Source organism: Klenkia soli (genome assembly GCF_900103975.1).
GTDB lineage: Bacteria > Actinomycetota > Actinomycetes > Mycobacteriales > Geodermatophilaceae > Klenkia > Klenkia soli.
Genome location: NZ_FNIR01000007.1, coordinates 154283 through 177540 on the forward strand (window position 1 = coordinate 154283; position 23258 = coordinate 177540).

Annotated in this window: 23 protein-coding genes; 7 read left to right on the forward strand and 16 right to left on the reverse strand. The window is 74.0% G+C overall.

The features are described from left to right. Position 1: 1 nt before the first annotated feature. Positions 2-1798, reverse strand: coding sequence for an ABC transporter ATP-binding protein (locus BLS67_RS12485; protein ID WP_091245368.1), 1797 nt, complete (start codon positions 1796-1798; stop codon positions 2-4). After that, entirely contained in the window at positions 1795-3672 is a 1878-nt protein-coding gene (locus BLS67_RS12490; RefSeq protein ID WP_242654036.1) for an ABC transporter ATP-binding protein, read from the reverse strand. The genes BLS67_RS12485 and BLS67_RS12490 overlap by 4 nt, the downstream gene beginning before the upstream one ends. Before the next feature lie 95 nt (positions 3673-3767). On the opposite strand from BLS67_RS12490, the gene BLS67_RS12495 reads away from it, so the two are divergent. Next, positions 3768-4373 carry a TIGR03085 family metal-binding protein gene (locus tag BLS67_RS12495; protein WP_091245373.1) on the forward strand — a complete coding sequence of 202 codons (606 nt, stop codon included), beginning with the start codon at positions 3768-3770 and terminating at the stop codon, positions 4371-4373. A 42-nt stretch (positions 4374-4415) separates the two neighbouring features. Here BLS67_RS12495 and BLS67_RS12500 read toward each other — a convergent pair whose 3' ends face one another. The 9 genes from BLS67_RS12500 to priA form a co-directional block, all read right to left on the reverse strand. Then, the gene (locus tag BLS67_RS12500) at positions 4416-5969 is read right to left on the reverse strand and encodes a glycosyltransferase family 39 protein (protein ID WP_091245375.1); all 1554 of its coding nucleotides are present in this window, start codon (positions 5967-5969) and stop codon (positions 4416-4418) included. Continuing rightward, entirely contained in the window at positions 5966-7528 is a 1563-nt protein-coding gene (locus BLS67_RS12505; RefSeq protein ID WP_091245378.1) for a glycosyltransferase, read from the reverse strand. The genes BLS67_RS12500 and BLS67_RS12505 overlap by 4 nt, the downstream gene beginning before the upstream one ends. Continuing rightward, complete coding sequence (locus BLS67_RS12510) at positions 7525-8796, reverse strand: family 8 glycosyl hydrolase (RefSeq protein ID WP_091245380.1); 1272 nt, start codon at positions 8794-8796, stop codon at positions 7525-7527. The genes BLS67_RS12505 and BLS67_RS12510 overlap by 4 nt, the downstream gene beginning before the upstream one ends. Continuing rightward, complete coding sequence (locus tag BLS67_RS12515) at positions 8786-10294, reverse strand: glycosyltransferase family 4 protein (RefSeq protein ID WP_165617567.1); 1509 nt, start codon at positions 10292-10294, stop codon at positions 8786-8788. The genes BLS67_RS12510 and BLS67_RS12515 overlap by 11 nt, the downstream gene beginning before the upstream one ends. Continuing rightward, positions 10291-11022 (reverse strand): dolichyl-phosphate beta-glucosyltransferase, encoded by a 732-nt coding sequence (locus BLS67_RS12520; protein WP_091245385.1) that lies wholly within the window; start codon positions 11020-11022, stop codon positions 10291-10293. The genes BLS67_RS12515 and BLS67_RS12520 overlap by 4 nt, the downstream gene beginning before the upstream one ends. Positions 11023-11146: 124 nt before the next feature. Continuing rightward, positions 11147-11563, reverse strand: a complete 417-nt coding sequence (locus BLS67_RS12525) for a GtrA family protein (RefSeq protein WP_091245387.1) — start codon at positions 11561-11563, stop codon at positions 11147-11149. 386 nt (positions 11564-11949) lie between these two features. Beyond that, positions 11950-12747 carry an imidazole glycerol phosphate synthase subunit HisF gene (gene hisF, locus BLS67_RS12530; protein WP_091245390.1) on the reverse strand — a complete coding sequence of 266 codons (798 nt, stop codon included), beginning with the start codon at positions 12745-12747 and terminating at the stop codon, positions 11950-11952. After that, positions 12744-13121: a RidA family protein gene (locus tag BLS67_RS12535; protein ID WP_091245782.1), complete on the reverse strand. Its 378-nt coding sequence runs from the start codon at positions 13119-13121 to the stop codon at positions 12744-12746. Before BLS67_RS12535 ends, hisF begins: the two co-directional genes overlap by 4 nt. Beyond that, entirely contained in the window at positions 13118-13852 is a 735-nt protein-coding gene (gene priA, locus BLS67_RS12540) for a bifunctional 1-(5-phosphoribosyl)-5-((5-phosphoribosylamino)methylideneamino)imidazole-4-carboxamide isomerase/phosphoribosylanthranilate isomerase PriA (protein ID WP_091245394.1), read from the reverse strand. The genes BLS67_RS12535 and priA overlap by 4 nt, the downstream gene beginning before the upstream one ends. Positions 13853-14094: 242 nt before the next feature. On the opposite strand from priA, the gene BLS67_RS12545 reads away from it, so the two are divergent. Genes BLS67_RS12545 through BLS67_RS12560 form a run of 4 tightly spaced genes read left to right on the forward strand, consistent with a single transcriptional unit; the run spans position 14095 to position 17433 of the window. Next, positions 14095-15468 carry an HNH endonuclease gene (locus tag BLS67_RS12545; protein WP_131801728.1) on the forward strand — a complete coding sequence of 458 codons (1374 nt, stop codon included), beginning with the start codon at positions 14095-14097 and terminating at the stop codon, positions 15466-15468. Between the two features lie 42 nt (positions 15469-15510). Further along, the gene (locus BLS67_RS12550) at positions 15511-16116 is read left to right on the forward strand and encodes a nitroreductase family protein (RefSeq protein ID WP_091245400.1); all 606 of its coding nucleotides are present in this window, start codon (positions 15511-15513) and stop codon (positions 16114-16116) included. A 23-nt stretch (positions 16117-16139) separates the two neighbouring features. After that, entirely contained in the window at positions 16140-17195 is a 1056-nt protein-coding gene (locus tag BLS67_RS12555; RefSeq protein WP_091245401.1) for a molybdopterin-dependent oxidoreductase, read from the forward strand. 19 nt (positions 17196-17214) lie between these two features. Further along, on the forward strand, positions 17215-17433 hold the full coding sequence (locus tag BLS67_RS12560) for a hypothetical protein (protein ID WP_091245404.1): 219 nt from the start codon (positions 17215-17217) through the stop codon (positions 17431-17433). On the opposite strand, the gene hisH is transcribed toward BLS67_RS12560, so the two are convergent. Continuing rightward, on the reverse strand, positions 17434-18066 hold the full coding sequence (gene hisH, locus BLS67_RS12565) for an imidazole glycerol phosphate synthase subunit HisH (RefSeq protein ID WP_091245407.1): 633 nt from the start codon (positions 18064-18066) through the stop codon (positions 17434-17436). Positions 18067-18206: 140 nt separating this feature from the next. Between hisH and BLS67_RS12570 the strand changes: the two genes are divergently transcribed. Both BLS67_RS12570 and BLS67_RS12575 read left to right on the forward strand, forming a co-directional pair. After that, positions 18207-19691, forward strand: coding sequence for a SulP family inorganic anion transporter (locus tag BLS67_RS12570; protein ID WP_091245410.1), 1485 nt, complete (start codon positions 18207-18209; stop codon positions 19689-19691). Between the two features lie 11 nt (positions 19692-19702). Then, on the forward strand, positions 19703-20035 hold the full coding sequence (locus tag BLS67_RS12575) for a MerR family transcriptional regulator (RefSeq protein WP_242654038.1): 333 nt from the start codon (positions 19703-19705) through the stop codon (positions 20033-20035). Here the strand turns inward: BLS67_RS12575 and BLS67_RS23805 are convergent. The 4 genes from BLS67_RS23805 to hisD are packed head-to-tail and all read right to left on the reverse strand — an operon-like array spanning position 20025 to position 23196. Continuing rightward, positions 20025-20198, reverse strand: a complete 174-nt coding sequence (locus BLS67_RS23805; protein ID WP_165617568.1) for a hypothetical protein — start codon at positions 20196-20198, stop codon at positions 20025-20027. The genes BLS67_RS12575 and BLS67_RS23805 overlap by 11 nt on opposite strands. A 3-nt stretch (positions 20199-20201) precedes the next feature. Further along, a complete protein-coding gene (gene hisB, locus BLS67_RS12580; protein WP_091245416.1) occupies positions 20202-20798 on the reverse strand; it encodes an imidazoleglycerol-phosphate dehydratase HisB in 597 nt (198 codons plus the stop codon). Between the two features lie 5 nt (positions 20799-20803). Further along, positions 20804-21898 carry a histidinol-phosphate transaminase gene (locus tag BLS67_RS12585; protein ID WP_091245420.1) on the reverse strand — a complete coding sequence of 365 codons (1095 nt, stop codon included), beginning with the start codon at positions 21896-21898 and terminating at the stop codon, positions 20804-20806. Further along, complete coding sequence (gene hisD / locus BLS67_RS12590; RefSeq protein ID WP_091245423.1) at positions 21895-23196, reverse strand: histidinol dehydrogenase; 1302 nt, start codon at positions 23194-23196, stop codon at positions 21895-21897. Before hisD ends, BLS67_RS12585 begins: the two co-directional genes overlap by 4 nt. Between the last annotated feature and the right edge of the window lie 62 nt (positions 23197-23258).

Genomic DNA, 23258 nt, shown 5'->3' on the forward strand with positions numbered 1-23258 from the left:
CTCAACCCACCGGCGCGCCCGAGGACCGCCGCCACGAGGCGTGCAGCCCGGCGTACACACCGGGGACGTCGACCAGCTCGGCGTGCGACCCGCGCTGCACGACCCGGCCGGCGTCGACGACCAGGACCTCGTCGGCCCGCTCGGCGGTGGACAGCCGGTGCGCGATGGTGATCGTCGTGCGACCGTCGGTCAGGGTGTCCAGGGCGCGGGTGAGCCTGGCCTCGGTGGCCGGGTCGACCGCGCTGGTCGCCTCGTCGAGCACCAGCAGGTCCGGGTCGGCCACGTACGCGCGGGCCACGGCCACCAGCTGCCGCTCCCCCGCCGACAGCGATTCGCCGCGTTGGCCGACCTGGGTGGCCACGCCGTCGGGCAGGCCCTCGACCCACTCGCCCAGGCCGAGCTCGTCGAAGGCGGCGTGCACGTGCGCGTCGGTCATGCCCGGCTTGCCGTAGCGGACGTTGTCGGCGACCGAGGCGTCGAAGAGGAAGCCGTCCTGGGGCACCATGACCACCCGCTCGCGCAGCGAGGCGAACGCCACCCGGTCCAGCGGCCGCCCGCCGACCAGCACCCGGCCCCCGGTGGGGTCCATCAACCGGGTGAGCAGCTTGGCGAACGTGGTCTTGCCCGAGCCGGTCTCGCCGACGACGGCCACCCGGGCGCGGGGCGCGATCTCCAGGTCGACGTCGTCCAGCGCTGCCCGGGCGCCCGGCGCGTAGCGGAACACCACGTGGTCGAACCGGACGCCCAGCGGCCCGGGCGGCAGCGTCTCGCCGTCCTCGGGGTCCTGCACGTCGGGCTGCGTGTCGAGCACGTCGAGGACCCGGCGGAACCCGGCCACGGCGTTCTGCGCCTCGTTGAGCACCTCGCTGGCGGTCTGCACCGGCGCCACGAAGAGCGTGACCAGGAACAGGAAGGCGATCAGCGTGCCGGCCGAGATCTGGCCGCCGACGCCGAGCAGCACACCGACCACGACCACCGCGGCGTTGGCGACCGCGGCCACGAACTCACCGCTGACGTACACCCCGGCCGTGGTGCGCTGCGCCTGGACCGAGGCCTCGTAGTGGCGGTCGATGGCGGTGTCGATGCGGGCCGCCGTCCGGGCGCGGATGCCGTAGGCCCGCACCGTGGGGGCACCGACGACGGATTCGCCGACCGCGGCGAGGACGTCGCCGACCCGCTCGCGGACGACGCCGTACACGGCGGCCAACCGCTGGGAGAACCACGTCACGGCGAAGCCCAGCGGCACGAAGCAGACCAGCACGAGCAGGGTCAGCTGCCACGAGTAGACGGCCATGACGACGGTGGCGACGACGAGCTGGCCCAGGCTGACCAGGCCCAGCACGCCGCCCCACTGCATGAACACCGAGAGCTGGTCGACGTCGCTGGTGACCCGGGAGACCAGGTTGCCGCGGCGCTCGCCCTGCTGGTGCAGCACGGACAGGTCGTGCACGTGCCGGAAGGCCCGCACCCGCAGGTTGGCCAGCGCGGTCTCGGTGGTGCGGAACAGCCGCACGTTCATCCGGTAGACCGCCACGGCGGTGACCAGCACGACCAGGGCGCAGACGGCGACCAGCTCGCGGACCAGCGGGATGTCGGGCCCGCCGGCGGCACCCAGCCCGCGGTCGAGGGTCTGCTGCACCGCGATCGGGACGACCACCCGGCCGGCCGTTGCGACCAGCGCGAGGGCGAAGGTGGCCGGCAGGCCGCGGCGGAACTCCGGCATCATCCGCAGACCCCGCCGCAGGGTGGCGGTCGCGGACTCGGTGCCCCGGTCGTCGAGCGGGGTGGTGGCGGTCATGCCTGCGCCCCGGCGGGCTCGGGCTCGGCCGGGGTGATCGCGTCCGGTGGTCGGTAGGCCTGCACCAGCCGGGCGTAGCCGGGCACCTGCGCGAGCAGCTCGGCGTGGCTGCCGCGGGCGACGAGCCGGCCGTGCTCGATCCAGACCACCTCGTCGGCCAGGCCGATGGTGGCCTGCCGGTAGGCCACCACGACGACGGTGGCCGGGTGGTCGGTGGCGCGCAGGGCGTCGAGGATGCGGGCCTCGACGCTGGGGTCGACCGCGCTGGTGGCGTCGTCCATCACCAGCAGGCGGGGACGGCGGACGACGGCGCGGGCGAGCGCGAGCCGCTGGCGCTGCCCGCCGGAGAGGCTGGCGCCCCGCTCGCCGACCGTGGTGTCCAGCCCGTCGGGCAGGCGGTCCACGAAGTCCTCGGCGGCGGCGACCCGCAGGGCGGCGTGCACCTGCTCGTCGGTGTACTCCCCGCCCAGGGTGATGTTGCCGCGCACGGTGTCGTCGAAGAGGAAGGTGCCCTGGGCGACGAACGCCGCCTGGGTGGACACCTCGCCCTCGCGCAGGCTGCGCAGGTCGACGCCGTCCAGCAGCACTTGCCCGTCGTGCGGGTCGACCAGCCGCACGAGCAGCCCGGCCAGCGTCGACTTGCCCGACCCGGTCGGGCCGACGACGGCGACGGTGCGGCCCGGGGCGACGTCGAACGTGACGCCGTGCAGCACCTGGTTGACCGCGCCGTCGGCGTCGGTGTGGCCGAAGTCCACCGCCTGGACGCCGACCCCGGCGCCGCCGGTGCCCACCGCTGCGGTGTCCGGCCCGTGCGGGGTCTCCCCCTCGGCCTCGAGCACCGGGGTGACCCGGTCGAAGCCCGCGGTGGCGCGGGGCAGGTCGGCCAGCACCCAGCCGATCGCCCGGATGGGCAGCGCGAGCAGGGTGAACAGGTAGGCGATGGAGACCAGGTCACCGGCGTTCGTCGACCCGTTGGCCACCTGGCCCGCCCCGACCAGCAGGACGGCGAGGGTGCCCAGGTTGGGCAACGCCTCCATGAGCGGGTCGAACAGCCCGCGCACCCGGCCGACGGCCACCAGCCCGTCGCGCAGCTCGTCGGCGCTGCCGGCGAACCGGGTGGTCTCGTCGGCCTCGCGCCCCAGGGTCTTGACCACCAGGGCGGCGTCGAAGGACTCGTGGGCGATCTCCGAGACCTCGGCCCGCAGCTGCTGCGCGCGGGCCATCCGCGGGCTCATGACCTGCGAGTAGAGGGCGTTGGCGAGGAACACCAGCGGGAACACGACCAGGCCGACCACCGCCAGCAGCGGGTCGGTGAGGAACAGGGCCACCACGGTGATGGCCACCATGACCAGCGCACCGCAGGCGAACGGCAGCGGGGCGACGAAGAACCAGCTGGCCTCGACGTCGGAGTTGGCGTTGCTGAGCAGCTGCCCGGTGGGGTGCCGCTGGTGCCAGGACAGCGGGAGCCGCAGGTAGGCCCCGGTGACCCGGCGGCGGTAGTCGGCCTGCAGCCGGTAGCTCATGATCCCGGCGAACAGCCGCCGGCCGATGATGCCGACGATCTTGAGGACCGCGACCCCGAGGATGGCGGCGGCGGCCAGGGTCAGGGCACCGGCGGTGACAGACCCGCGCTCGAAGCTCGGCAGGACGACGCGCTCGGTGATGCCGCCGATGACGTAGGCGCTGGCCACGGTCATGCCGCCGTACAGGCTGCTGCCGAGGACGGCGAGGACGAACATGCCCCGCTGCTCGCGGATCGCCCGGCCGATGTGCCGGAAGCCGCGGCGCATGACCTTCTTCTGCTCGCGCTCGGTGCGCACGACGGTGTTCTGGTTGCGCGCGCGGGGGGTGCTTCTGGTGCTGCGCGGGGACACGCGTCTCCCTCGAGAGGTGCTGCTGGGTGTCCGCCGAGCGTACTCGCGGTCGTTACCCCGGCTACACGATTTCGGGGCAGCGGTACAACGGTGCGGTGAGCGACTCCTCCGCACCGCTGTCCCGCACCGAGCGCGCCGCGCTGGCCGACCTGCTCGCCGAGCTCGGGCCCGACGAGCCGACCTGCTGCACGGGGTGGACGACGGCCGACCTGGCCGCGCACCTCGTCGTGCGGGACCGCCGACCCGACGCCGCACCCGGGGCCGTCCTGGGTGGTCCGTTGGGCGCCTGGACCGAGCGGGTCATGACGCGCACCCGGCGGGGCACGCCGTGGCCGCAGCTGGTGGACCGGGTGCGCCAGGGCCCGCCGGCGTTCCTGCCCACCGCGTGGGGTCCGGTCGACCGGTTGGTCAACGGCGCCGAGATGACCATCCACCACGAGGACGTCCGCCGGGCCCGGCCGAACTGGGCGCCGCGCGAGCTGCCCCGGGCCGCGCAGGACGCCCTGTGGGGCCAGGTGCCCTTCCTGGCCCGGACCCGGCCGCGCACCGGCGGGCTCGTCGTCCGGCGCACCGACACCGGGCAGACCAGGACCCTGCGGTCGGGTCCGTCGCCGACGACCGTGGCCGGCGAGCCCCTCGAGCTGCTGCTGTGGGCGTCGGGCCGGGACGCCGTCGCCCGGGTGGAGGTCACCGGGGGGTGACCCGACCGCCGGCGTCCCGGACCGCGGGACGCCGGCGGGGGCTCAGGCGGGCGGGCTGCCCAGCGGGACGACCTCGGCGTAGCCGACCCGGAAGACCAGCACCTGCAGCCCGTCCGAGGGCGCGTACGCCGCGGTCTGCTCGTAGCGGCTGGCGAAGTACTGGTAGACGTCGTCCTGGTAGCCCTGGTCGTAGCTGAGCACCAGGTAGACGTACTGGTGCCCGTCGGTGAGCGACTGCGCCTCGGCGGGCAGCTCCGGCGCGTCGTAGGTCGGGGCGGACTGCTGCCGGTTCCAGACCGGCAGTGTGCTGACCCGGGCCGCACCGTCGTAGTAGTACTCGAACGGGTAGATGGTGAACGGCGAGCTGACGACGACGAGGTCGCGCGGACCGGCCTGCTCGGCCAGCTCGGCAGCCGCGCGGTAGTCCTCCTCGACCGGGTTGTCCGAGCTGGTGGCCTGCACGGTGGTGCCGGCCACGGTGACGGCCAGCAGGGCGCCGGCCAGCACCTTCGACACCCGTGGGCCCAGACCCGCGAGGAAGGCCACCACCAGCACCAGCAGGGCCGGCGCCGCCGGGACCATGTAGCGGCTGAGGAAGAACGGTGTGACCAGGTGGCTGACCACGAACGCGGTCAGCACCGGCACGAACGCCGCCACGAGCAGGTAGGCGCCGTTGCGGTCCAGCCGGCTGCCGACCCGCACGCTGAGCAGCGCGCCCAGCACCAGCAGCGGCCAGGCCGACACCAGCGTGGTGTTGACCGGGTCGCTCTGGAAGCCGAAGAGGAACTGTGAGTAGACGTTGGAGAAGTCCACCGAGGACGGCGTCGGCAGCTGCGGCCGGGTGCCCGAGGCCGATCCGTTGGCCCGGAAGTACAGGAACCACGGCAGGAAGGCGGCGACCACCAGGACGACGACCCCGGTCAGCTTGAGCACGGTCCGGCCCGGCAGCCGGCGGCTCACCGCCAGCAGGAACAGGCCCTGGGCCAGCAGCACGAAGAAGAAGAAGTAGTGCACGTAGGCGCCCACGACCGCGGTGGCCGCCCAGCCGACCCACGCCGCCGTCCGGCCGCGGCGCACCACGGCGAGGAAGGCGACCTGGCTGGCCAGGGTGACCAGCAGCAGCATCGTGTACATCCGCGCCTCGTTGCCGTACCAGAGCACGAACGGCGAGGTGGAGAACACGACGAGGGCGAACAGCGCCCAGCGCTGGGTCAGCACGCTGCGGGCGACCAGGTAGAACAGCGGGAGCGAGGCCAGCAGGAAGACCAGCGACAGCACCCGGGCGGTGCCGATGTCGTCACCGAGCACCAACCGCCAGGTGCGCAGCACCACGTGGTAGAGCGGGACGTGGACGTCCTGGGCGATGAGCTCGAGCAGCCGGCCGTAGGTGTGGTTGGTCTGCCACAGGCTCTGCGCCTCGTCCAGTCGCAGGCTCCGGCCGAGGAACGCCAGCTGCGACCACGCCACCACGACGGCCGCGCTGACCAGGTGCACCGCGACGACCAGGCCACGTCCGCGGCGAGGCCGGGTCCGTGCCGCCTCGACGCGGGCGTGGCGGCCGACCGTGACCGCTGGCCGGTCCAGGGTGGCGGTCATCGGAGGACCCCGACCGGCTCGTCGACCAGGGTGGGCTCGGCGGGCACCTCGACCAGCTCGCGGCGCGGCGCCCGGGACGGCGACGCCGCGACGATGAACGGCACCGAGATGGCCACGTGCACCGACAGCCAGGCCAGGTTGGCCATGAGCGAGGGGCTGAAGCCCTCGCGGGCCGCGCCGACGCCGAGGGCGACGACGCCGAGGGCGATGTAGGCCAGCTGCGGGACGACCAGCCGCAGGAAGTTGGGCCGCCCGCCGTCGCCGACGTCCTTGCTGGTGACCGCGAACGCCGTCTTCTTGCCGGCCAGCACGGCGTACAGGGCCGACAGCTGCAGCCACCACGCGCTCAGCGAGAACGCTATGGCCGACCAGCTGTAGCAGCTGTTGCTGGTGCGCTGCAGCACGTAGAGGTTGATCCACATGTAGGGCACGAAGACCAGCGCCAGCGTCATCGTCGACGTGACGATCGGCGTCGCCCCGGTGAGCAGGAAGACCACCGGCAGCAGAGCCGACACGACGATGACGGCGCCGGAGAGGTAGTAGCTGGCCGAGAGCAGGTACTGCAGCCGCTGCGACCAGCTGAGCCCGCGGCGGACCAGCGGGTTGTACTTGAAGATCACCTCGAGGCTGCCCCGGGTCCAGCGGAACTGCTGCTTGTAGTAGTTCAGGAAGTCGTCGGGGGCCAGGCCCTCGGCGAGCACCTGCGGCAGGTACACCGACCGCCATCCGCGCTCGTGCAGGAACAGCGAGGTCAGGAAGTCCTCGGCGATGTTCTCCTCGCACATGCCCCCGACCTCGAGCACCGCGCTGCGCCGCAGGGCCATGTTCGTGCCGCACATGAAGGCCGAGCCCAGCCGGCTCTTGCCGCTCATGATCGGGCCGAAGAACAGCGTCTGCTGGTCCCAGGCCGTACGGGTGATGCGGTTGGCGTGCTGGTTGGCGTAGTACTGCGGGGTCTGCACGAAACCCATGCGCTCGTCGGTGAAGAAGCCCATGACGGTGACCAGGAAGTCGCGGTGCGGCACGTGGTCGGCGTCGAACACCACGACGTACTCGCCGTCGGTGCGGCCCAGGGCGTGGTTGATGTTGCCCGCCTTGGCGCCTCCCGGGGTGACCCGGGTGAAGCAGGTGACGTCGAGCTCATCGGCGAGGGCCTCGATGTCGCGCCAGTCGTCCTTGCCGGCCACCAGGCCGTCGTTGAGCAGGTGCACACGCACGCGGCCCGGGTAGTCCATCGCCAGCGCGGCGCGGGTGGTCGCCCGCACGATGTCCACCGGCTCGCCGCAGACGGTGATGAACACGTCCACCGAGCCGGCGAAGGCCGGGTCGAAGGCGCGCTCGGCGTCACGGCGCCAGACGGTCCAGCAGTACCCGACGATCTGGACGAGGTGGAAGACCTCGGTGGCGATCAGCACGCCGAACAGCACCGGGTTGCCGTGCGGGAAGGCGAACGTGATCACCAGCGTGTAGACGAGGGCGAAGGCCACGTTGCCGACCAGGAAGGCCCGGTTCGGGATCTCCTGGAGGAACGAGAAGCGGTCCAGCTGGGGAGCGGTCACGGGGCGGACACCTCGGTCAGGTCAGGGAGCTGGTCGAGGTAGAGCGCCATGCCGAACCACACCCAGTTGGAGTCGTAGTAGCCGAGGTCGGTGGTGAGGTTGCCGGTGTCCGCGTCGTAGACCGGCAGCAGCTCGTCCTGGTAGACCTCGGTGGCCAGCTCCGGCTCGACGGTGGCGAAGAAGCCCATCGTGCCGCCGTACATGGCCGGGGCCTCGTAGTCCGCGGCCGGTGACCCGTCGCGGGAGTAGGCGGCGACCAGCCGGCCGTCGGTCCGCCAGTCGTCGGCCAGCACGTCCTGCTCCTCGAGCAGCGCCCGGGCGCGGGGCTCGGCGTTCCACTCCAGGTCCAGGGCGAGCCGCCACGGCGAGCGCAGCGCGTCGTAGCTGAACCGGGTGGTGAGCGTGTCGCTGACGGCGCTGTAGGCGCCGGTCCGGCGGTCCAGGAACACCCAGTCGGGGGCCAGCCCGGCCGACGTCGCGGTGTCCAGCGGGGCGGCGTCGAGCTCGGCCAGGATCTCGTAGGAGCTGTCCACCACGGCCGACCAGTCGTGCGTCGGGTCGTCGTCGACCTCGGCGAACACCCGGTAGGCGTAGGGCGCGAAGTAGGACGGGTTGAGCAGCACGCGGTCGCGGTCGTCCTGCTCGAGGTCGTTGGCCACCAGCACCGGGCGACCGCCGACGGCCACGACCTCCTCGTCCCAGATGGAGTTGATGATCGGCAGCGCGTCGTAGAGGAAGGTGTCGTCCTGCCAGCGCTGGTAGGCCATCAGCAGCGAGAAGGCGATGTCGACGTCGGCGTCGGTGGCGGTGTTGTCGCCGCCGACCTCGGTCTGCACGCCGTAGGTGCCGTCGGGCCGCTCGCCGAACCGCCACGACATCAGGAAGTCGGGCCGCTGCAGGTTGTCCTTGGTCCACTGCCAGCTCGCCCGGAAGGTGGCCAGGTCGTCGGACCAGACCGCCCGCATCATCGTGTAGCTCTGGCCCTCGGAGGTGGTGATGTCGTCGTTCTGCTTGTCCAGCGTCCGGTTCGTGCCCGGCTCCAGGTAGGTCTCCTTGTAGACCCGCCACAGCGCGTCCAGGGCGGTCCGGTCCCCGACGCTCATGGGGGCGTCGGCCGTCACCCGGTCGACGGCCGCGGCGACGCGGTCGTCCGCCCGCGCCAAGCCGACCAGGCCGGCCGCCAGGGCCACGACGAGCGCGGCGGCCACCAGCAGCAGGACCCGCCGGCCGGGCCGGCGGGAGGTCGAGGTGCTCGGGTCAGGCTGCACGGTGCGCCCCGTCCTCGTCGCCGGGACCGGCGACGGCGTTGGTCGAGGTGGTCACGAGGACCGGACGACCGACCGCCTCGGCGTGCTCGACGACCTGCTCCGCGGTGGTCTCGTCGAGCCCGAGCAGATCGGTGTGCCGGGCGACGAGCACCTGGACGTCCGGGTGGTCGCGGTCGACGGCGAGGCGGTCGAGGATGCCCGGGATGTCGGACTCGTCGGCGCCGGTCAGCAGCCCGCGGACCCGCGCCCCGTCGGAGACCCACACGTCCCCGGCCCGGCGTCCGGACTCCCACTCGGTCCCGATGGCGGCGGTGGGCACGCTCAGCACCACCACGAGGTCGTTGCCGGTGCGGCGCTCGGCCTGGCCGGCGGTGCTCCGCCGACGACGGGCCTCCTCCGTGCGCAGGGCCTGCAGCATCGCCTCGGCCGTCTGCGCCCAGGTGAACTGGGCGGCCCAGGAGCGAGCCTGCCGGGACATCGCGGCGGCCTCCTCCGGGTCGGACAGGTGGGCCAGGGCCTGGTTCAGCCCGGCGGACAGCTCGCTCACGGAGTCCCCGACCAACCAGCCGGTCCGCCCGGGCTGGACCGCGTCGGTGACCCCGCGCACCCGGCGGGCCAGGGCGGGGACGCCGAGGGCGTTGGCGGCCAGCAGGCCGAGCCCCCAGTCGCCGCCGTCGGAGGCGCTGACGGTGACCCAGGCGGTGCCCAGGACACCGTCGCGGCGCTCGTCGGACAGCACGCCGTGGAACACCACCCGGGCGTCGGTGCGCCGGGCGAGGGTCTCGAGCCCGGCCTTGGCCGGACCGTCGCCGATGAGGTGCAGCTGCGTCCCGGGCCAGACCCGACCGACCTGGGCGACGGCTTCGACCAGCTGGTCCAGGCCCGCCCGCTCGGTGAGCCGGCCGACCACGACGACCCGCGGGGCGGCCGCGCGGACGACGTCGCGGCGGCCGCGGTCGGCACCGCCGGGTACCAGTCGGACGGGGCCGTCGAAGCGGAGCCGCCGGCGCACCAGCACGCGTACGGCCGGCGACCGCACGACGGCGGTGCGGCCGCGGTAGACGTGGCGGGTCAGCGGTCCCTCGGCCCAGCGGGCCAGCACGGCCCAGGGCGACCGGCCGGCGGGCCCGTCGACCTCGACGTGGTGGACGAGCAACGCCACCGGCACGCTCCCGCGGACCACGAACGGGCTGAAGAACGGCACGCCGTCGGCGGAGTCGACCACCGCACCGGTCGACCGGCGGTGCAGCAGCAGCCACAGCAGTGCGTGCAGGCGGACGGTCCGACGTCCGCCGGCACGCCGGACCTGGTAGCCGTCGACCGTCTCGCGCCGCGGGCTGCCCTCGACATGGCTGGTCACCAGGACGACAGGGGTGCCCTGCCGGACGAGTTCACGGGCCACCCGCGCGAGGTAGAGCTCGGCGGTCCCCGCATCGGGGTGCGCCCGGTCCCGACGGGAGAGCAGCACGACGCGGGACTCCCGCGCCGGGAGCCTCACGCCATCCTCGCCAGGCTGGCGCGGACGGCGAGCACCTCGGAGACGATCCGGCGGCCGTGCGTCCAGATGCCGAAGGACGAGCCGTCCTGGTCGGTCCAGCGGACCGGGACCTCGAGCACCCGCAGCCCGAGCCGGTTGGCCACGGCCAGCAGCTCCACGTCGAAGGCGAACCCGTTGGCGGTGGCCCGGGAGAACACCTGCTCGGCAGCGGCGGCGCTGAAGAACTTGAAGCCGCACTGGGTGTCGGCGACGTCCCCGACCAGCGGGCGGGTGATCTGCCGGAAGGTGCGCGAGCCGATCCGGCGGACCAGCGGCTGGGGAACCACGTAGTCGGCACCGGCGACCCGGCGCGAGCCGATGACGACCGGGGTGCCCTCACCCAGGCGGGCGACCACCTCGGTCAGGGCCTGCGGCGGGGTGGACAGGTCGGCGTCGACGAACCCGCGCCACCGGCCGGTCGCGGCGAGCATCCCGCGGCGCACGGCCGCTCCCTTGCCCTGCCGCGCGCAACCGATGACCCGCACCCGGGTGTTGGCCGGCAACCGGCTGGCTCGCCGGTCGACGACCTCGGCGGTCTGGTCCACCGAGCCGTTGTCGACGACGGTGATCCGCACGTCGAGGGGCAGCGTCGCGGTGTGTGCCGTGAGCGCGTCGAGGGTGGCGCCCAGACGGGCCTCCTCGTTGAAGACGGGGATGACGATGTCCAGGTCCGGGGCGGACGGGAGCACGCGGGGCCACCTCTCTTGTGGTCGGGACGGATCAGACGGGACGGCGGACCGCCCACGGGCGTCGGTGCGCGTGGGGGGCGGTGCGTCCCGGGTCCGGGGGACGGCGTGCTGGGGTGGAGCGGGATTACGGGATCGCCGGCGAGCGGCGGAAGACCAGGCGGGAGCTGAGCAGGAAGGTCGCGCCCGAGCCGGCGACGATGCCGACCAGTGCGCTGGGGGTGGCGCCGAGGCCCAGCAGCCGGAAGGCCACCGAGAAGGCCAGCGCGTTGAGCGCGAACCCGGAGGCGGCCGTGGCGTTGAAGGCCAGCAGGCGGGCCAGCTGCGCGCGGAGGGGGCGACCGGCGACCCGGCGCGACGCCCAGGTCCAGCGGTCGCTCACCGCGAAGTTGACCTGGGTGACGACGAGGAAGGCGACGACGTTGGCCAGCTCGGCCACGACCCGACCGGCCAGCAGGTGGAACACCGCCAGGTGCAGGGCCGACATGGCCACGCCCACGACGGCGAACCGCAGGACGGGCGATGTCCTCAGCACGTGCAGCACAGCCCACCTCCACAGCTCGACGTCGTCCCGGTACCGGGCAGGGCACGTCGCTGTGTCACCCCCGCGGTGAGCCTTGAACGTACGCACAGTTCGTGGACAGCGAGCGGGATCCGGGCGGACCTGGAACGGATCGACCCGTTCCGCACGGTCACGCAGAGTTGCGCCGCGCACAACGGGATTTTCGATCCACCATCGAGGCAGAATGCTCGTCGGCGGCCCCGGGAACCGGTGAAACGGCAGTTCAGCGCGCTACCGGACGGTCCGGGGCGCAACTCCGAGGGCACGGCGGGTCACGATCAGGTCACGAACACCGGGTGACCAGGTTTGGCCACCGAAGTGGGACAGCACACCTAGGTGTCCGACATGGTCGTACATCAAGGAGACCCTCAGCCCGGCAGCGGGCGGTCCCGCTGGTGCCGCACGGGCACCCCGGCGGCGTCCAGCGCGGCCTTGACGTCGCCGATGCGCAGGTCGCCGAAGTGGAAGACGCTGGCGGCCAGCACCGCGTCGGCCCCGGCGGCCACGGCGGGGGCGAAGTGCTCGACGGCACCCGCTCCCCCGCTGGCGATCACCGGCACGGTCACCTCGCGGCGCACCTGCTCGATCAGCGCCAGGTCGAACCCGGCCTTGGTGCCGTCGGCGTCCATCGAGTTGATCAGCACCTCGCCCACGCCGAGCCGGGCGGCCTCGACCACCCACTCGACGGCGTCCCGGCCGGTGCCCCGTCGTCCGCCGTGCGTGGTGATCTCGAACCCCGAGTCGGTGACGGCGCCGTCCTGGCAGCGGCGGGCGTCCAGCGAGAGCACGAGCACCTGGTTGCCGTACCGGTCGGCGATCTCGGCGATCAGCTCCGGCCGGGCGACGGCAGCGGTGTTGACCGCGACCTTGTCCGCCCCGGCCCGCAGCAGCTGGTCGACGTCGGCGGTGCTGCGCACGCCCCCGCCCACGGTGAGCGGGATGAACACGCTCTCGGCGGTGCGGCGGACGACGTCGTAGGTGGTCGCCCGGTCGCCCGAGGAGGCGGTGATGTCGAGGAAGGTCAGCTCGTCGGCGCCCTCGGCGTCGTAGACGCGGGCCATCTCGACCGGGTCGCCGGCGTCGCGCAGGCCGACGAAGTTCACGCCCTTGACCACCCGGCCGGCGTCGACGTCCAGGCACGGGATGACCCGGACGGCCAGGCTCACGCGCCCACCACCGCGTCGGCCTCGATCTCCACGACCATCGCGGGGTCGATCAGCTTCGCGACCTCGACCATGGCGCTGGCCGGCCGGTGCTCGCCGAAGAACTCGCCGTGCACCCGGCCGACGTCCTGCCACTGCTCGATGTCGGTGACGTAGACCCGGGTGCGGACGACGTCCGCGACGGTCGCGTCGACCCGGGCCAGCGCCGCCACGATGTTCTCCAGGGCCTGCCGGGTCTGCTCGGCCGCGCCGCCCTCGACGACGACGCCGTCGCGGGTGCCGGTGGTGCCGCTGACGAACACCAGGTCACCGGCGCGGACGACGCGGCTGTAGCCGACGACGTCCTCCCACGGCGAGCCGGAGCCCAGCCGCTTCAGCGGGCCACCTCCACCGTCAGGGCCAGCGCCTGCGGCAGGGTGAACTGGCCGGCGTAGAGGGCCTTGCCGACGATGGCGCCCTCGACGCCGATGTCGGCCAGGCCGGCCAGCGCCCGGATGTCGTCGAGGCTGCTGACGCCACCGGAGGCGATCACCGGCCGGTCGGTGGCCGCGCACACCTCGCGCAGCAGCTCGAGGTTGGGCCCGCGCAGCGTGCCGTCCTTGGTGATGTCGGTGACCACGTAGCGGGCGCAGCCCTCGGCGTCCAGGCGGGCCAGGGTCTCGTAGAGCTCGCCGCCCTCGCGGGTCCAGCCGCGGGCGGCCAGCCGGGTGCCGCGGACGTCCAGGCCCACGGCGATGCGGTCGCCGTGCTCGGCGATGGCCCGGGCGCACCACTCGGGCGACTCCAGCGCCGCGGTGCCCAGGTTGACCCGCCGGCAGCCGGTGGCCAGGGCGGCCTGCAGGGAGGCGTCGTCGCGGATGCCGCCGGAGAGCTCGACGTCGACGTCCAGCTCGCCGACCACGCGGGCCAGCAGCTCGCGGTTGGAGCCGCGCCCGAAGGCGGCGTCCAGGTCGACCAGGTGCACCCACTCGGCGCCGTCGCGCTGCCAGGTCAGGGCCGCCTCGAGCGGCTCGCCGTAGGAGGTCTCGCTGCCGGCCTCCCCCTGGACCAGGCGCACGGCCTGGCCATCGGCGACGTCGACGGCGGGGAGGAGCTGCAGCTTCGGCACGGCGCACAGCCTAGGGAGGGCTCCGCCCACCGCTCCCCGCTGCCTCTCCGCGCCGGGTGGACCCTGGACGCCAGGCGCTGGTTGGTCGCTGCGGCGGACTGGGCCACGAGGGTTCATCGCCCCTCCGACCTGCACTTTCCTGTTGCTTGCGCACTCGAGCAGCGGTAGACTTCGAACACCTGATCGAAGCGAACCGGAGGTGTGGAGTGGGCCTGGACGGCGAGGCACCCGCCCTCCGCTGGGTGCCCGAGCCGCTCCCGCCCGGCGCGCTCGGGGCCGATCCGGCACCTGCCCCCTCCCCGGTCGCTGCGGCTCGTCGCCGGCCCGAGCCGCCGCCGGACGACGTCACCGCGGTGATCGACGCGCTGCTGGTGGCCGCCGGCGCCGAGCTGGGTGAGGCGTCCTCGGCGCAGCTGCTGGACCGGGCCCGTGGGCTGGCGCGGGTGCAGAACCTCGTCGCCGCTGAGCTCGCCCGGGTCGTCGCGCACGCCGAGACCCAGGAAGCAGCTGCCGCCGACGGGCTGAGCGGGATGCGGCCCTGGCTGCGCGGACACGTCGGCGCGAGCGGGCCCGAGGCCGCTGCGACCTTGGCTGCCGGACGGGTGCTGCAGCGCATGCCCGTGCTGGGCGAAGCAGCTGCCCAGGGCGCCGTCACCCTCGGACAGCTGGGTGTCGTGGGGCGGGTTCTGACCGCCGACGTCTGGGCCACAGGTGAGGCAGCTGGTCACGACATGGCCGCCGCCGACCAGGCCGTCACCGACACCGTGACCGGCAATCACCCCCGCACCCTGCCCCAGGTCTGCCAACGGATCGCCGACCTCATCGACCCCGACGGCCCCGAGCCGGTCGACCCCACCGCGGGGCGGTTCCTGCGGATCACCCGCCGCGCCGACGGGTCCCGCGCCCTGCGCGGGACCCTCGACGCCGCCGGCGGGGAGAAGGTCGAAGCCGCCTTGGAAGCCATCGCCGCCGCCGGGCGCTGCGAAGGTGACCTGCGGACACCCGAGCAGCGCTCCGCGGACGCCCTCGTCCAGCTCGCCGACCTGCACCTGGCCGCCGGGGACCTGCCCGTACTGCGCACCGTCAAGCCGCAGCTCACCGCCCTCATCCAGCTCGAGGACCTGGCTGACCCGACCGGTGTCGCCGCTACGACCACGCTCGGGTCCGGCGCGACCGCGTCCAGCCTCGTCGCCCGCCAGGCGGCCTGCGACGCCGACATCGCCCGCATCGTCCTGGGCCCCGACAGCCTCCCCCTCGACGTCGGCCGCGCCCGGCGACTCGTCCCGGCCCACATCCGGCGCGCTGCCGAGGTCCGCGACGGCGGGTGCGTGTTCACCGGCTGCCACAACCCGGCCTGGATGTGCGACGCCCATCATCTGGTGCACTGGATCGACGGCGGAGCCACCTCCCGGGAGAACACCGCCCTGCTCTGCGAACGCCACCACACCCAGGTCCACCACGGCTTCTCGATCACGTGGGATGCCGATCGAGGGCACTGGCGCACCCTTCGGCCAGACGGCACCGAGATCCTCGTCGGCCCCCTCACCGACACCCGCGGCGATCCTCTCCCCGACCTGCACACCGCCGACCCACCCCTGTTCCCTGCACGCAGCTGAACCGGACCGGCTCAGCCGAACGCGCTGGGGCAGGCTGACCGCATGGAGTTCGCGGAGGTGCTGCGGCGACGGCGGATGGTGCGCGACTACGACCCCGACCGGCCGGTGCCGGCCGAGGTGCGGGAGCGGCTGCTCGCGCACGCGCTGCGGGCGCCGAGCGCCGGGTTCAGCCAGGGGTGGGCGTTCCTGGTGCTGGAGACCGAGGCCGAGCGCGACGCCTTCTGGACGGCGACCACCGCCCCCGGTGCCCCGGACGGCTGGCTGACCCGCATGCGCCGTGCGCCGCTGCTGGTGGTGCCCTTCAGCCACAAGGCGGCCTACCTCGACCGGTACGCCGAGCCGGACAAGGGCTGGACGGACCGGGACGAGTCGCGGTGGCCGGTGCCCTACTGGGACGTCGACACCGGCATGGCGTCGCTGCTGATGCTGCTCACCGCCGTCGACGAGGGGCTGGGCGCCTGCTTCTTCGGCGTCCCCCCGGAACGGGTCGCGGCGCTGCGGGCGGAGTTCGGGGTGCCCGACGAGTACACCCCGGTCGGGTGCGTGTCGGTCGGCTACCCCGGCCAGGGCGACAAGCGCTCGCCCTCGCTGAAGCGGGGTCGGCGCGGGGTCGACGAGGTCGTGCACCGCGGCCGCTGGGCGGGGTAGCACCACCTGCGCACACTGGGGGCGTGGCGCAACGGGGACTGCAGCGGGCCGGACGCCGGTCCAACCTCGCGCTGCTCGGGTTGCTGCTGGTCGCCGCCGGCACCGGGGTGCTCGGCTACGCGGTCGGCACCCCCACCGCGGGGCGGGTCATCGCGGTCGCGCACGGGGCAGCCGGGCTGGGCCTGCTGCTGCTGGTGCCGTGGAAGACCGTCGTCGTCCGGCGGGCCCGACGGAGGCCGTTGGCCCTGCGCGCGCCCTCGGCGGCCTACTGGCTCACCGGCCTGGTCGTCGTCTGCCTGGTCAGCGGGGTGCTGCACGCCGCGGGCGCCGCCGGCATCTGGGCGAGCTCCGGCACCCCGATCGCGGCCCTGCAGGTGCACGTCGGCGCCGCGATCGTGCTCGCCGCCGCCCTGGTCGCCCACGTGCGGGGCCGCCACCAGCGGCCGCGGAAGGTCGACCTGGGCCGGCGCACCCTGCTGGGCGCCGGCGCGCTCGCCGGCGGCTCGGTCGTGATCTGGACGGCGACCGAGGGCCTGTGGCGGCTCACCGGTGCCCCCGGGGCGACCCGCAGCGGCACCGGGTCCTACGAGCGCGGCACCGACGACCCCGCGGCGATGCCGGTCACGCAGTGGGCCACCGACACCGTCCCGGAGTCCGCGGCCGAGCAGGTGCAGCTGTCCGGCGGCGGGCGCACGGTCGCCGTCCCGGTCGACGACCTGGACCGCGGTGACTCGGTGCGGGCGGCGCTGGACTGCACCGGCGGCTGGTGGGCCGACCAGGACTGGCGGGGCACCACCCTGCACCGGCTGGTGACCGACCACCTGGGTCCCCTCGCCGAGGACGCCCAGTGCATCCGGGTGACCTCGGTGACCGGGTTCAGCCGCCGCATCCCGCTGCGCGACGCCCGCACCACACTGCTGGCCACCCATGCCGCCGGCCGACCGCTGTCGACCGGGCACGGCGCCCCGGCCCGGCTCGTCGCCCCGGGCCGCCGCGGGGTGTGGTGGGTGAAGTGGGTGGACCGGGTCGAGGTGCTGGACTCCCCGTGGTGGCTCCAGCCGCCGTTCCCGCTGCAGTAGGGCACCTACGCTCCCGGTCATGACCCAGGGTGGCTCCGCTCCCGTCCCCTGCCCGGCCTGCGGCGGGACCGACTTCGAGCGCGGCAGCATCGACGACGTCAGCCGGGGCGACGTACGGTGGATGGCCGGCGAGCCACGGCGCAGCTGGCGGGACAGGGCCGTCCCGCGGGGGCGGTCGACCGGCGTCGTGGCGCTGCGGTGCGTGCAGTGCTCCCGGCTGGAGCTCTACGCCCGCTGATCAGAGCGTCTGCAGCCAGTTGGTGAGCAGCGCGGCCCCGGCGTCGCCGGACTTCTCCGGGTGGAACTGGGTGGCGGTGAGCGCACCGTTCTCGACCGCGGCGACGAACCGGTCGCCGTGCTGCGCCCAGGTCACCGCGGGGGGCTTGAGCGGGCCGGTGCCGTCGCGGCCCAGCGGGAACTCACGCACGCCGTAGGAGTGCACGAAGTAGAAGCGTTCGTCCTCGATGCCGGCGAAGAGCGTGGAGCCCGCGGCGACCTCGACGGTGTTCCACCCCATGTGCGGCAGCACCGGTGCGTGCAGCTGCTCGACCACCCCGGGCCACTCGGCGCAGCCCGGCGCGTCGTAGCCGTGCTCGATGCCGCGGTCGAAGAGCACCTGCATGCCGACGCAGATGCCCAGCACCGGCCGCCCCCCGGCCAGCCGCTTGCCGATCAGCTTGGGCCCCTCGACCGCGCGCAGCCCGGCCATGCAGGCGGCGAACGCCCCGACGCCGGGCACGACGAGCCCGTCGGCCTCGAGCGCGGCGTGCGGGTCGGCGGTCACCGTGACCTCGGCGCCCACCCGGGCCACCGCGCGCTCGACCGACCGGAGGTTGCCCGACCCGTAGTCCAGGACGACGACGTTCTTCACCGGACCAACGCTACCCAGCACCCACCGGTGGTCGACCGACCCGGGAGCAACCCTCCCCTCACGTGAGGGTAGGGTTGGTCGCGATCCGGCCCCCTCCACCGAGGCGTGCGGCCGACACCCCCGAACCCGAGAACGGTGCCATGACGTCTGCCCTGCTCCCCCGCACCCGGCCCGGCTGGGTCGCCGCGCTCACCGACCCGCGCACCCTGCGCACCGAGGTGCTCGCCGGCCTCGTCGTCGCCCTCGCCCTCATCCCCGAGGCGATCAGCTTCTCCATCATCGCCGGCGTCGACCCCCGGGTCGGGCTGTTCGCCAGCTTCACCATGGCGGTCACCATCGCCGTCGTCGGTGGCCGACCCGCGATGATCTCGGCCGCCACCGGTGCGGTCGCGCTGGTCATCGCCCCGCTGGTCGCCGCGCACGGCCTGCCCTACCTCATCGCGGCGGTGCTGCTGGGCGGACTGCTGCAGATCGCCCTCGGCCTGCTCGGCGTCGCCCGGCTCATGCGGTTCGTGCCGCGCAGCGTGATGGTCGGCTTCGTCAACGCGCTGGCGATCCTGATCTTCGCGGCGCAGGTGCCGCAGCTGGTCGACGTCCCCTGGTTGGTCTACCCGATGGCCGCGGTCGGCCTGGCGATCATCTTCGGGCTCCCGCGGCTGACCACCGCCGTCCCGGCGCCGCTGGTCGCGATCGTCGTCCTCACCGTGACGGCGGTGGCCGCGGGCATCGACGTCCCCACCGTGGGCGACCAGGGCGCGCTGCCGGACAGCCTGCCCTCGCTCCTGCTGCCCGACGTGCCGTTCACCCTCGAGACGCTGCGGATCATCGCGCCCTACGCCCTGGGGCTGGCCGTCGTCGGGCTGCTCGAGTCGCTGATGACCGCGACCCTGGTCGACGACCTCACCGACACCCGGTCGTCCAAGACCCGGGAGTCGGTCGGGCAGGGCGTGGCCAACGTGGTCACCGGCTTCTTCGGCGGCATGGGCGGCTGCGCCATGATCGGCCAGACCATGATCAACGTGCGGTCGGGTGCCCGCACCCGGGTCTCGACCTTCCTGGCCGGGGTCTTCCTGCTCGTGCTGGTCGTCGTGCTGGGCGACCTCGTCGCGGTGATCCCGATGGCCGCCCTGGTCGCGGTCATGGTCTTCGTCTCGGTCGCCACCTTCGACTGGCACTCGGTGCGCACCCTGCGCCGCATGCCGCGCAGCGAGAGCGCCGTGATGCTGGTGACCGTGGCCGTCGTGGTGGCCACCGACAACCTGGCCATCGGGGTCGCGGTCGGCGTGCTCACCGCCTGCGTGCTCTTCGCCCGCCGGGTCGCGCACCTGGTGTCGGTCACCCCCGGCCCGGTCGCCGACGGCGTGCGCACCTACACCGTCTCCGGCGCGCTGTTCTTCGCCTCCAGCAACGACCTGGTCGGCCGGTTCGACTACGCCGGCGACCCCGCCCGCGTCGTCGTGGACCTGTCCGCCGCGCAGGTCTGGGACGCCTCCAGCGTCGCCGCCCTGGACGCCGTCGAGCAGCGCTACGCCGCCCGCGGCACGACGGTGGAGCTCGTCGGCCTCACCGGGGACGCCGGGCACTGGCACCGCCGCCTGGCCGGCCAGCTGGGCGGCGGGCACTGATGGGCCACGGGATGCTCCAGATCGGCGAGGTGGCCGAGCGGATCGGGCTCTCGCTGCGGACCATCCGGCACTACGAGGAGGTCGGCCTCGCCGTCCCCTCGGCCCGCTCGGAGGGCGGGTTCCGGCTCTACACCGAGGACGACGTCGAGCGGCTGCGGGTGATCATGCAGATGAAGCCGCTCGGGTTCTCCCTGGAGGAGATGCGCGAGCTGCTGCAGGCCCTGGCCGACGGCGGCCCGGCCGACCGGCTGGCGCACTACCGCACAGCCGCGGCCGACCGGGTCGAGGCGCTGCGGGCGCAGCTGACCACCGCGGATGCCTTCGCCCAGCGGCTCAGAACCTGAGGACGCCGGCGGCGATGGCCAGGGCCGCGGCCAGGACGAGGACACCGGCGAAGACCCACTGCCCCGTGGTGCGGCCCTTCACCGGGTCGTCGGCGCGGAAGATCGAGTACGCCCCGCCCAGCAGGAACAGCCCGATCGCGACCAGGCCGGAGGCGAAGCCCACGGCCTACAGCGCGCCCTTGGTGGAGGGCACGTCGGTGACCCGGGGGTCGAGCGCGACGGCGGTGCGCAGGGCCCGGGCCAGCGCCTTGAACTGACCCTCGACGATGTGGTGGGCGTCGCGGCCGGCGTAGAGCACCCGCACGTGCAGCGAGATGCGGGCGTTGAACGCGAAGCTCTCGAGCACGTGCTTGGTCAGGGAGGTCGGGTAGTCCGGCCCGATCATCGGGGTCATGCCCTCGGGCTCGGCGTGCACGAAGTAGGGCCGGCCCGAGAGGTCGACGGCGGCCTGCACCAGCACCTCGTCCATCGGGATCGTGGCGTCGCCGTAGCGGGTGATGCCCCGCTTGTCGCCCAGGGCCTCGGCGAAGGCCACGCCCAGCGCGATCGCGACGTCCTCGACCGTGTGGTGGGCGTCGATGTGCAGGTCGCCGTCGGCGCGCACGGTGAGGTCGATGCCGCTGTGCTTGCTCAGCGCGGTGAGCATGTGGTCGTAGAAGCCGACCCCGGTGGCGATCGAGCTGGTGCCGGTGCCGTCGAGGTCGACCTCGACCACGAGTGCCGTCTCGTTGGTGGTGCGCTCGACGCGCGCGGTGCGGGACATGCGGGTCATCCTCCCAGGCCCGGGGCGGCCACGACCTCACCCAGGGCGGTGAGGAAGGCGTCGGTCTCGGCAGGTGTGCCGGCGGTCACCCGCAGCCAGCCGGGCAGCCCGACGTCGCGGACGAGCACGCCGCGGTCGAGCAGGCCCTGCCAGACGGCGGGGGCGTCGGCGAACCCGCCGAAGAGGACGAAGTTGGCGTCGCTGGGGACGCTGGTGAGCCCGAGGCCCGGCAGCGCGGCCACGATCCGGTCCCGCTCGTGCTTCACCGCGTCGACGGTGGCCAGCAGCGCGTCGGTGTGCGCCAGCGCGGTGCGGGCGGCGGCCTGGGTGAGGCTGGACAGGTGGTAGGGCAGCCGGACCAGCTGCAGCGCGTCGACGACCGCGGGGTCGGCGGCCAGGTAGCCCAGCCGCAGCCCGGCCATGCCGAAGGCCTTGCTCATCGTGCGGCTGACCACCAGCCGCGGGCGGCCCTCGAGCAGCGTGAGCGCCGAGGGCGTGCCCGGGCGGGCGAACTCGGTGTAGGCCTCGTCGACCACCAGCACGCCCTCGGTGGCGTCGTGCAGCGCGGTGATCGTGTCGAGCGCGACCGCCGTGCCGGTGGGGTTGTTCGGGCTGGTGACGAAGACGACGTCCGGGCGCAGCTCGCGCACCTGGGCGACCGCGGCGTCGGGGTCGATGGTGAAGTCGGCCCGCCGGTGCCCGTCGACGAACGTGCCGCCGGTCGAGGCGGTGATGAGCGGGTGCATCGAGTACGACGGCGTGAAGCCCAGCGCCATGCGACCGGCCCCGCCGAAGACCTGGCTGAGCTGCTGCAGGATCTCGTTGGACCCGTTGGCCGCCCACACCTGGTCCGGGGTCACCGCGGTGCCCGACCGGGACAGGTAGGTCGCGAGGTCGGCGCGCAGGTCGAGGGCGTCGCGGTCGGGGTAGCGGTTGAGCTCCAGGGCCGCGGCGCCCAGCGCCGCACCGAGGTCGGCCAGCAGCTCGTCGGGCAGCGGGTACGGGTTCTCGTTGGTGTTCAGCCGGTGGGCGGCCGGTACCTGCGGTGCCCCGTAGGGCGACCTGCCCTCGAACTCCGGCCGGACGGGGAGCCCGGTCACTTCTGCCGGACGGCGACGGCGGCCGCGTGCGCGGGGAGGTCCTCGGCGTGGGCCAGGACGTCGACGTGCCGGGCGACGTCGGCCAGCGCGGCCTCGTCGTACTCGACCAGGTGCACCCCGCGCAGGAACGTCTGCACGCTCAGCCCGCTGGAGTGCCGGGCGCAGCCACCGGTGGGCAGCACGTGGTTGGAACCCGCCGCGTAGTCGCCCAGCGAGACCGGCGACCACGGCCCGACGAAGATCGCCCCCGCGTTGCGCACCCGCAGGGCGATCTCGCGGGGGTTGCGGGTCTGGATCTCCAGGTGCTCGGCGGCGTAGGCGTCGACCACGGCGAGGCCGGCGTCCAGGTCGTCGACCAGCACGATCCCGGACTGGCTCCCGGCCAGTGCGGTGTCGATGCGGTCGCCGTGCTTGGTGGCGGCCACCTGGCCGGGCACCAGTTCGAGGACGGCGTCGGCCAGCGCCTCGCTGGTGGTCACCAGCACCGCGCCGGCCAGCGGGTCGTGCTCGGCCTGGCTGATCAGGTCGGCGGCCACGTGCACGGGGTCGGCGGTGTCGTCGGCCAGGACGGCGACCTCGGTCGGGCCGGCCTCGCTGTCGATGCCGATCAGCCCGCGCAGCAGCCGCTTGGCCGCGGTGACGTAGACGTTGCCCGGGCCGGTGACCAGGTCGACCGGCTCGCAGGCACCCGCGCCGTAGCCGAAGACGGCGATCGCCTGCGCCCCGCCGACGGCGTAGACCTCGGTGACGCCGAGCAGCGCGCAGGCGGCCAGCACGCCCTTGTCGGGCAGCCCGCCGTTGTCCCGCTGCGGCGGGGTGGCCACCGCGATCGACTCGACCCCGGCGATCTGGGCCGGGACGACGTTCATGACCACGCTGGACAGCAGCGGGGCCAGGCCGCCGGGCACGTAGAGGCCGACGCGGCGCACGGGCACCCAGCGCTCGGTGACGGTGCCACCGGGGACGACCTGGGTGGTGACGTCGGTGCGCCGCTGGTCGGCGTGCACGCGGCGGACGCGCGAGACCGCCTCCTCGAGCGCCTCGCGGAGCACCGGGTCGCAGGTGGCCAGCGCTTCGTCCAGCGCGGCCTGCGGGACGGCGAAGTCCTCGGCGTCCACGCCGTCGAACCGGGCGGTGATCTCGCGGACCGCTGCGGCACCCCGGACCCGGACGTCCTCGAGCAGCGGACGGACGACGGCCTGCACGCTCTCGACGTCGGTGCCGGCGCGGGGCAGCAGGCCGGCGAGCTCACGCACCCCGGGCAGCTGGGAACCACGCAGGTCGATGCGGGTGAGCACGGGTACCTCCGGGTGACGACGACGGACGCGTCCAGGGTAGTTGCGCGGCACTGGGCCGGCCG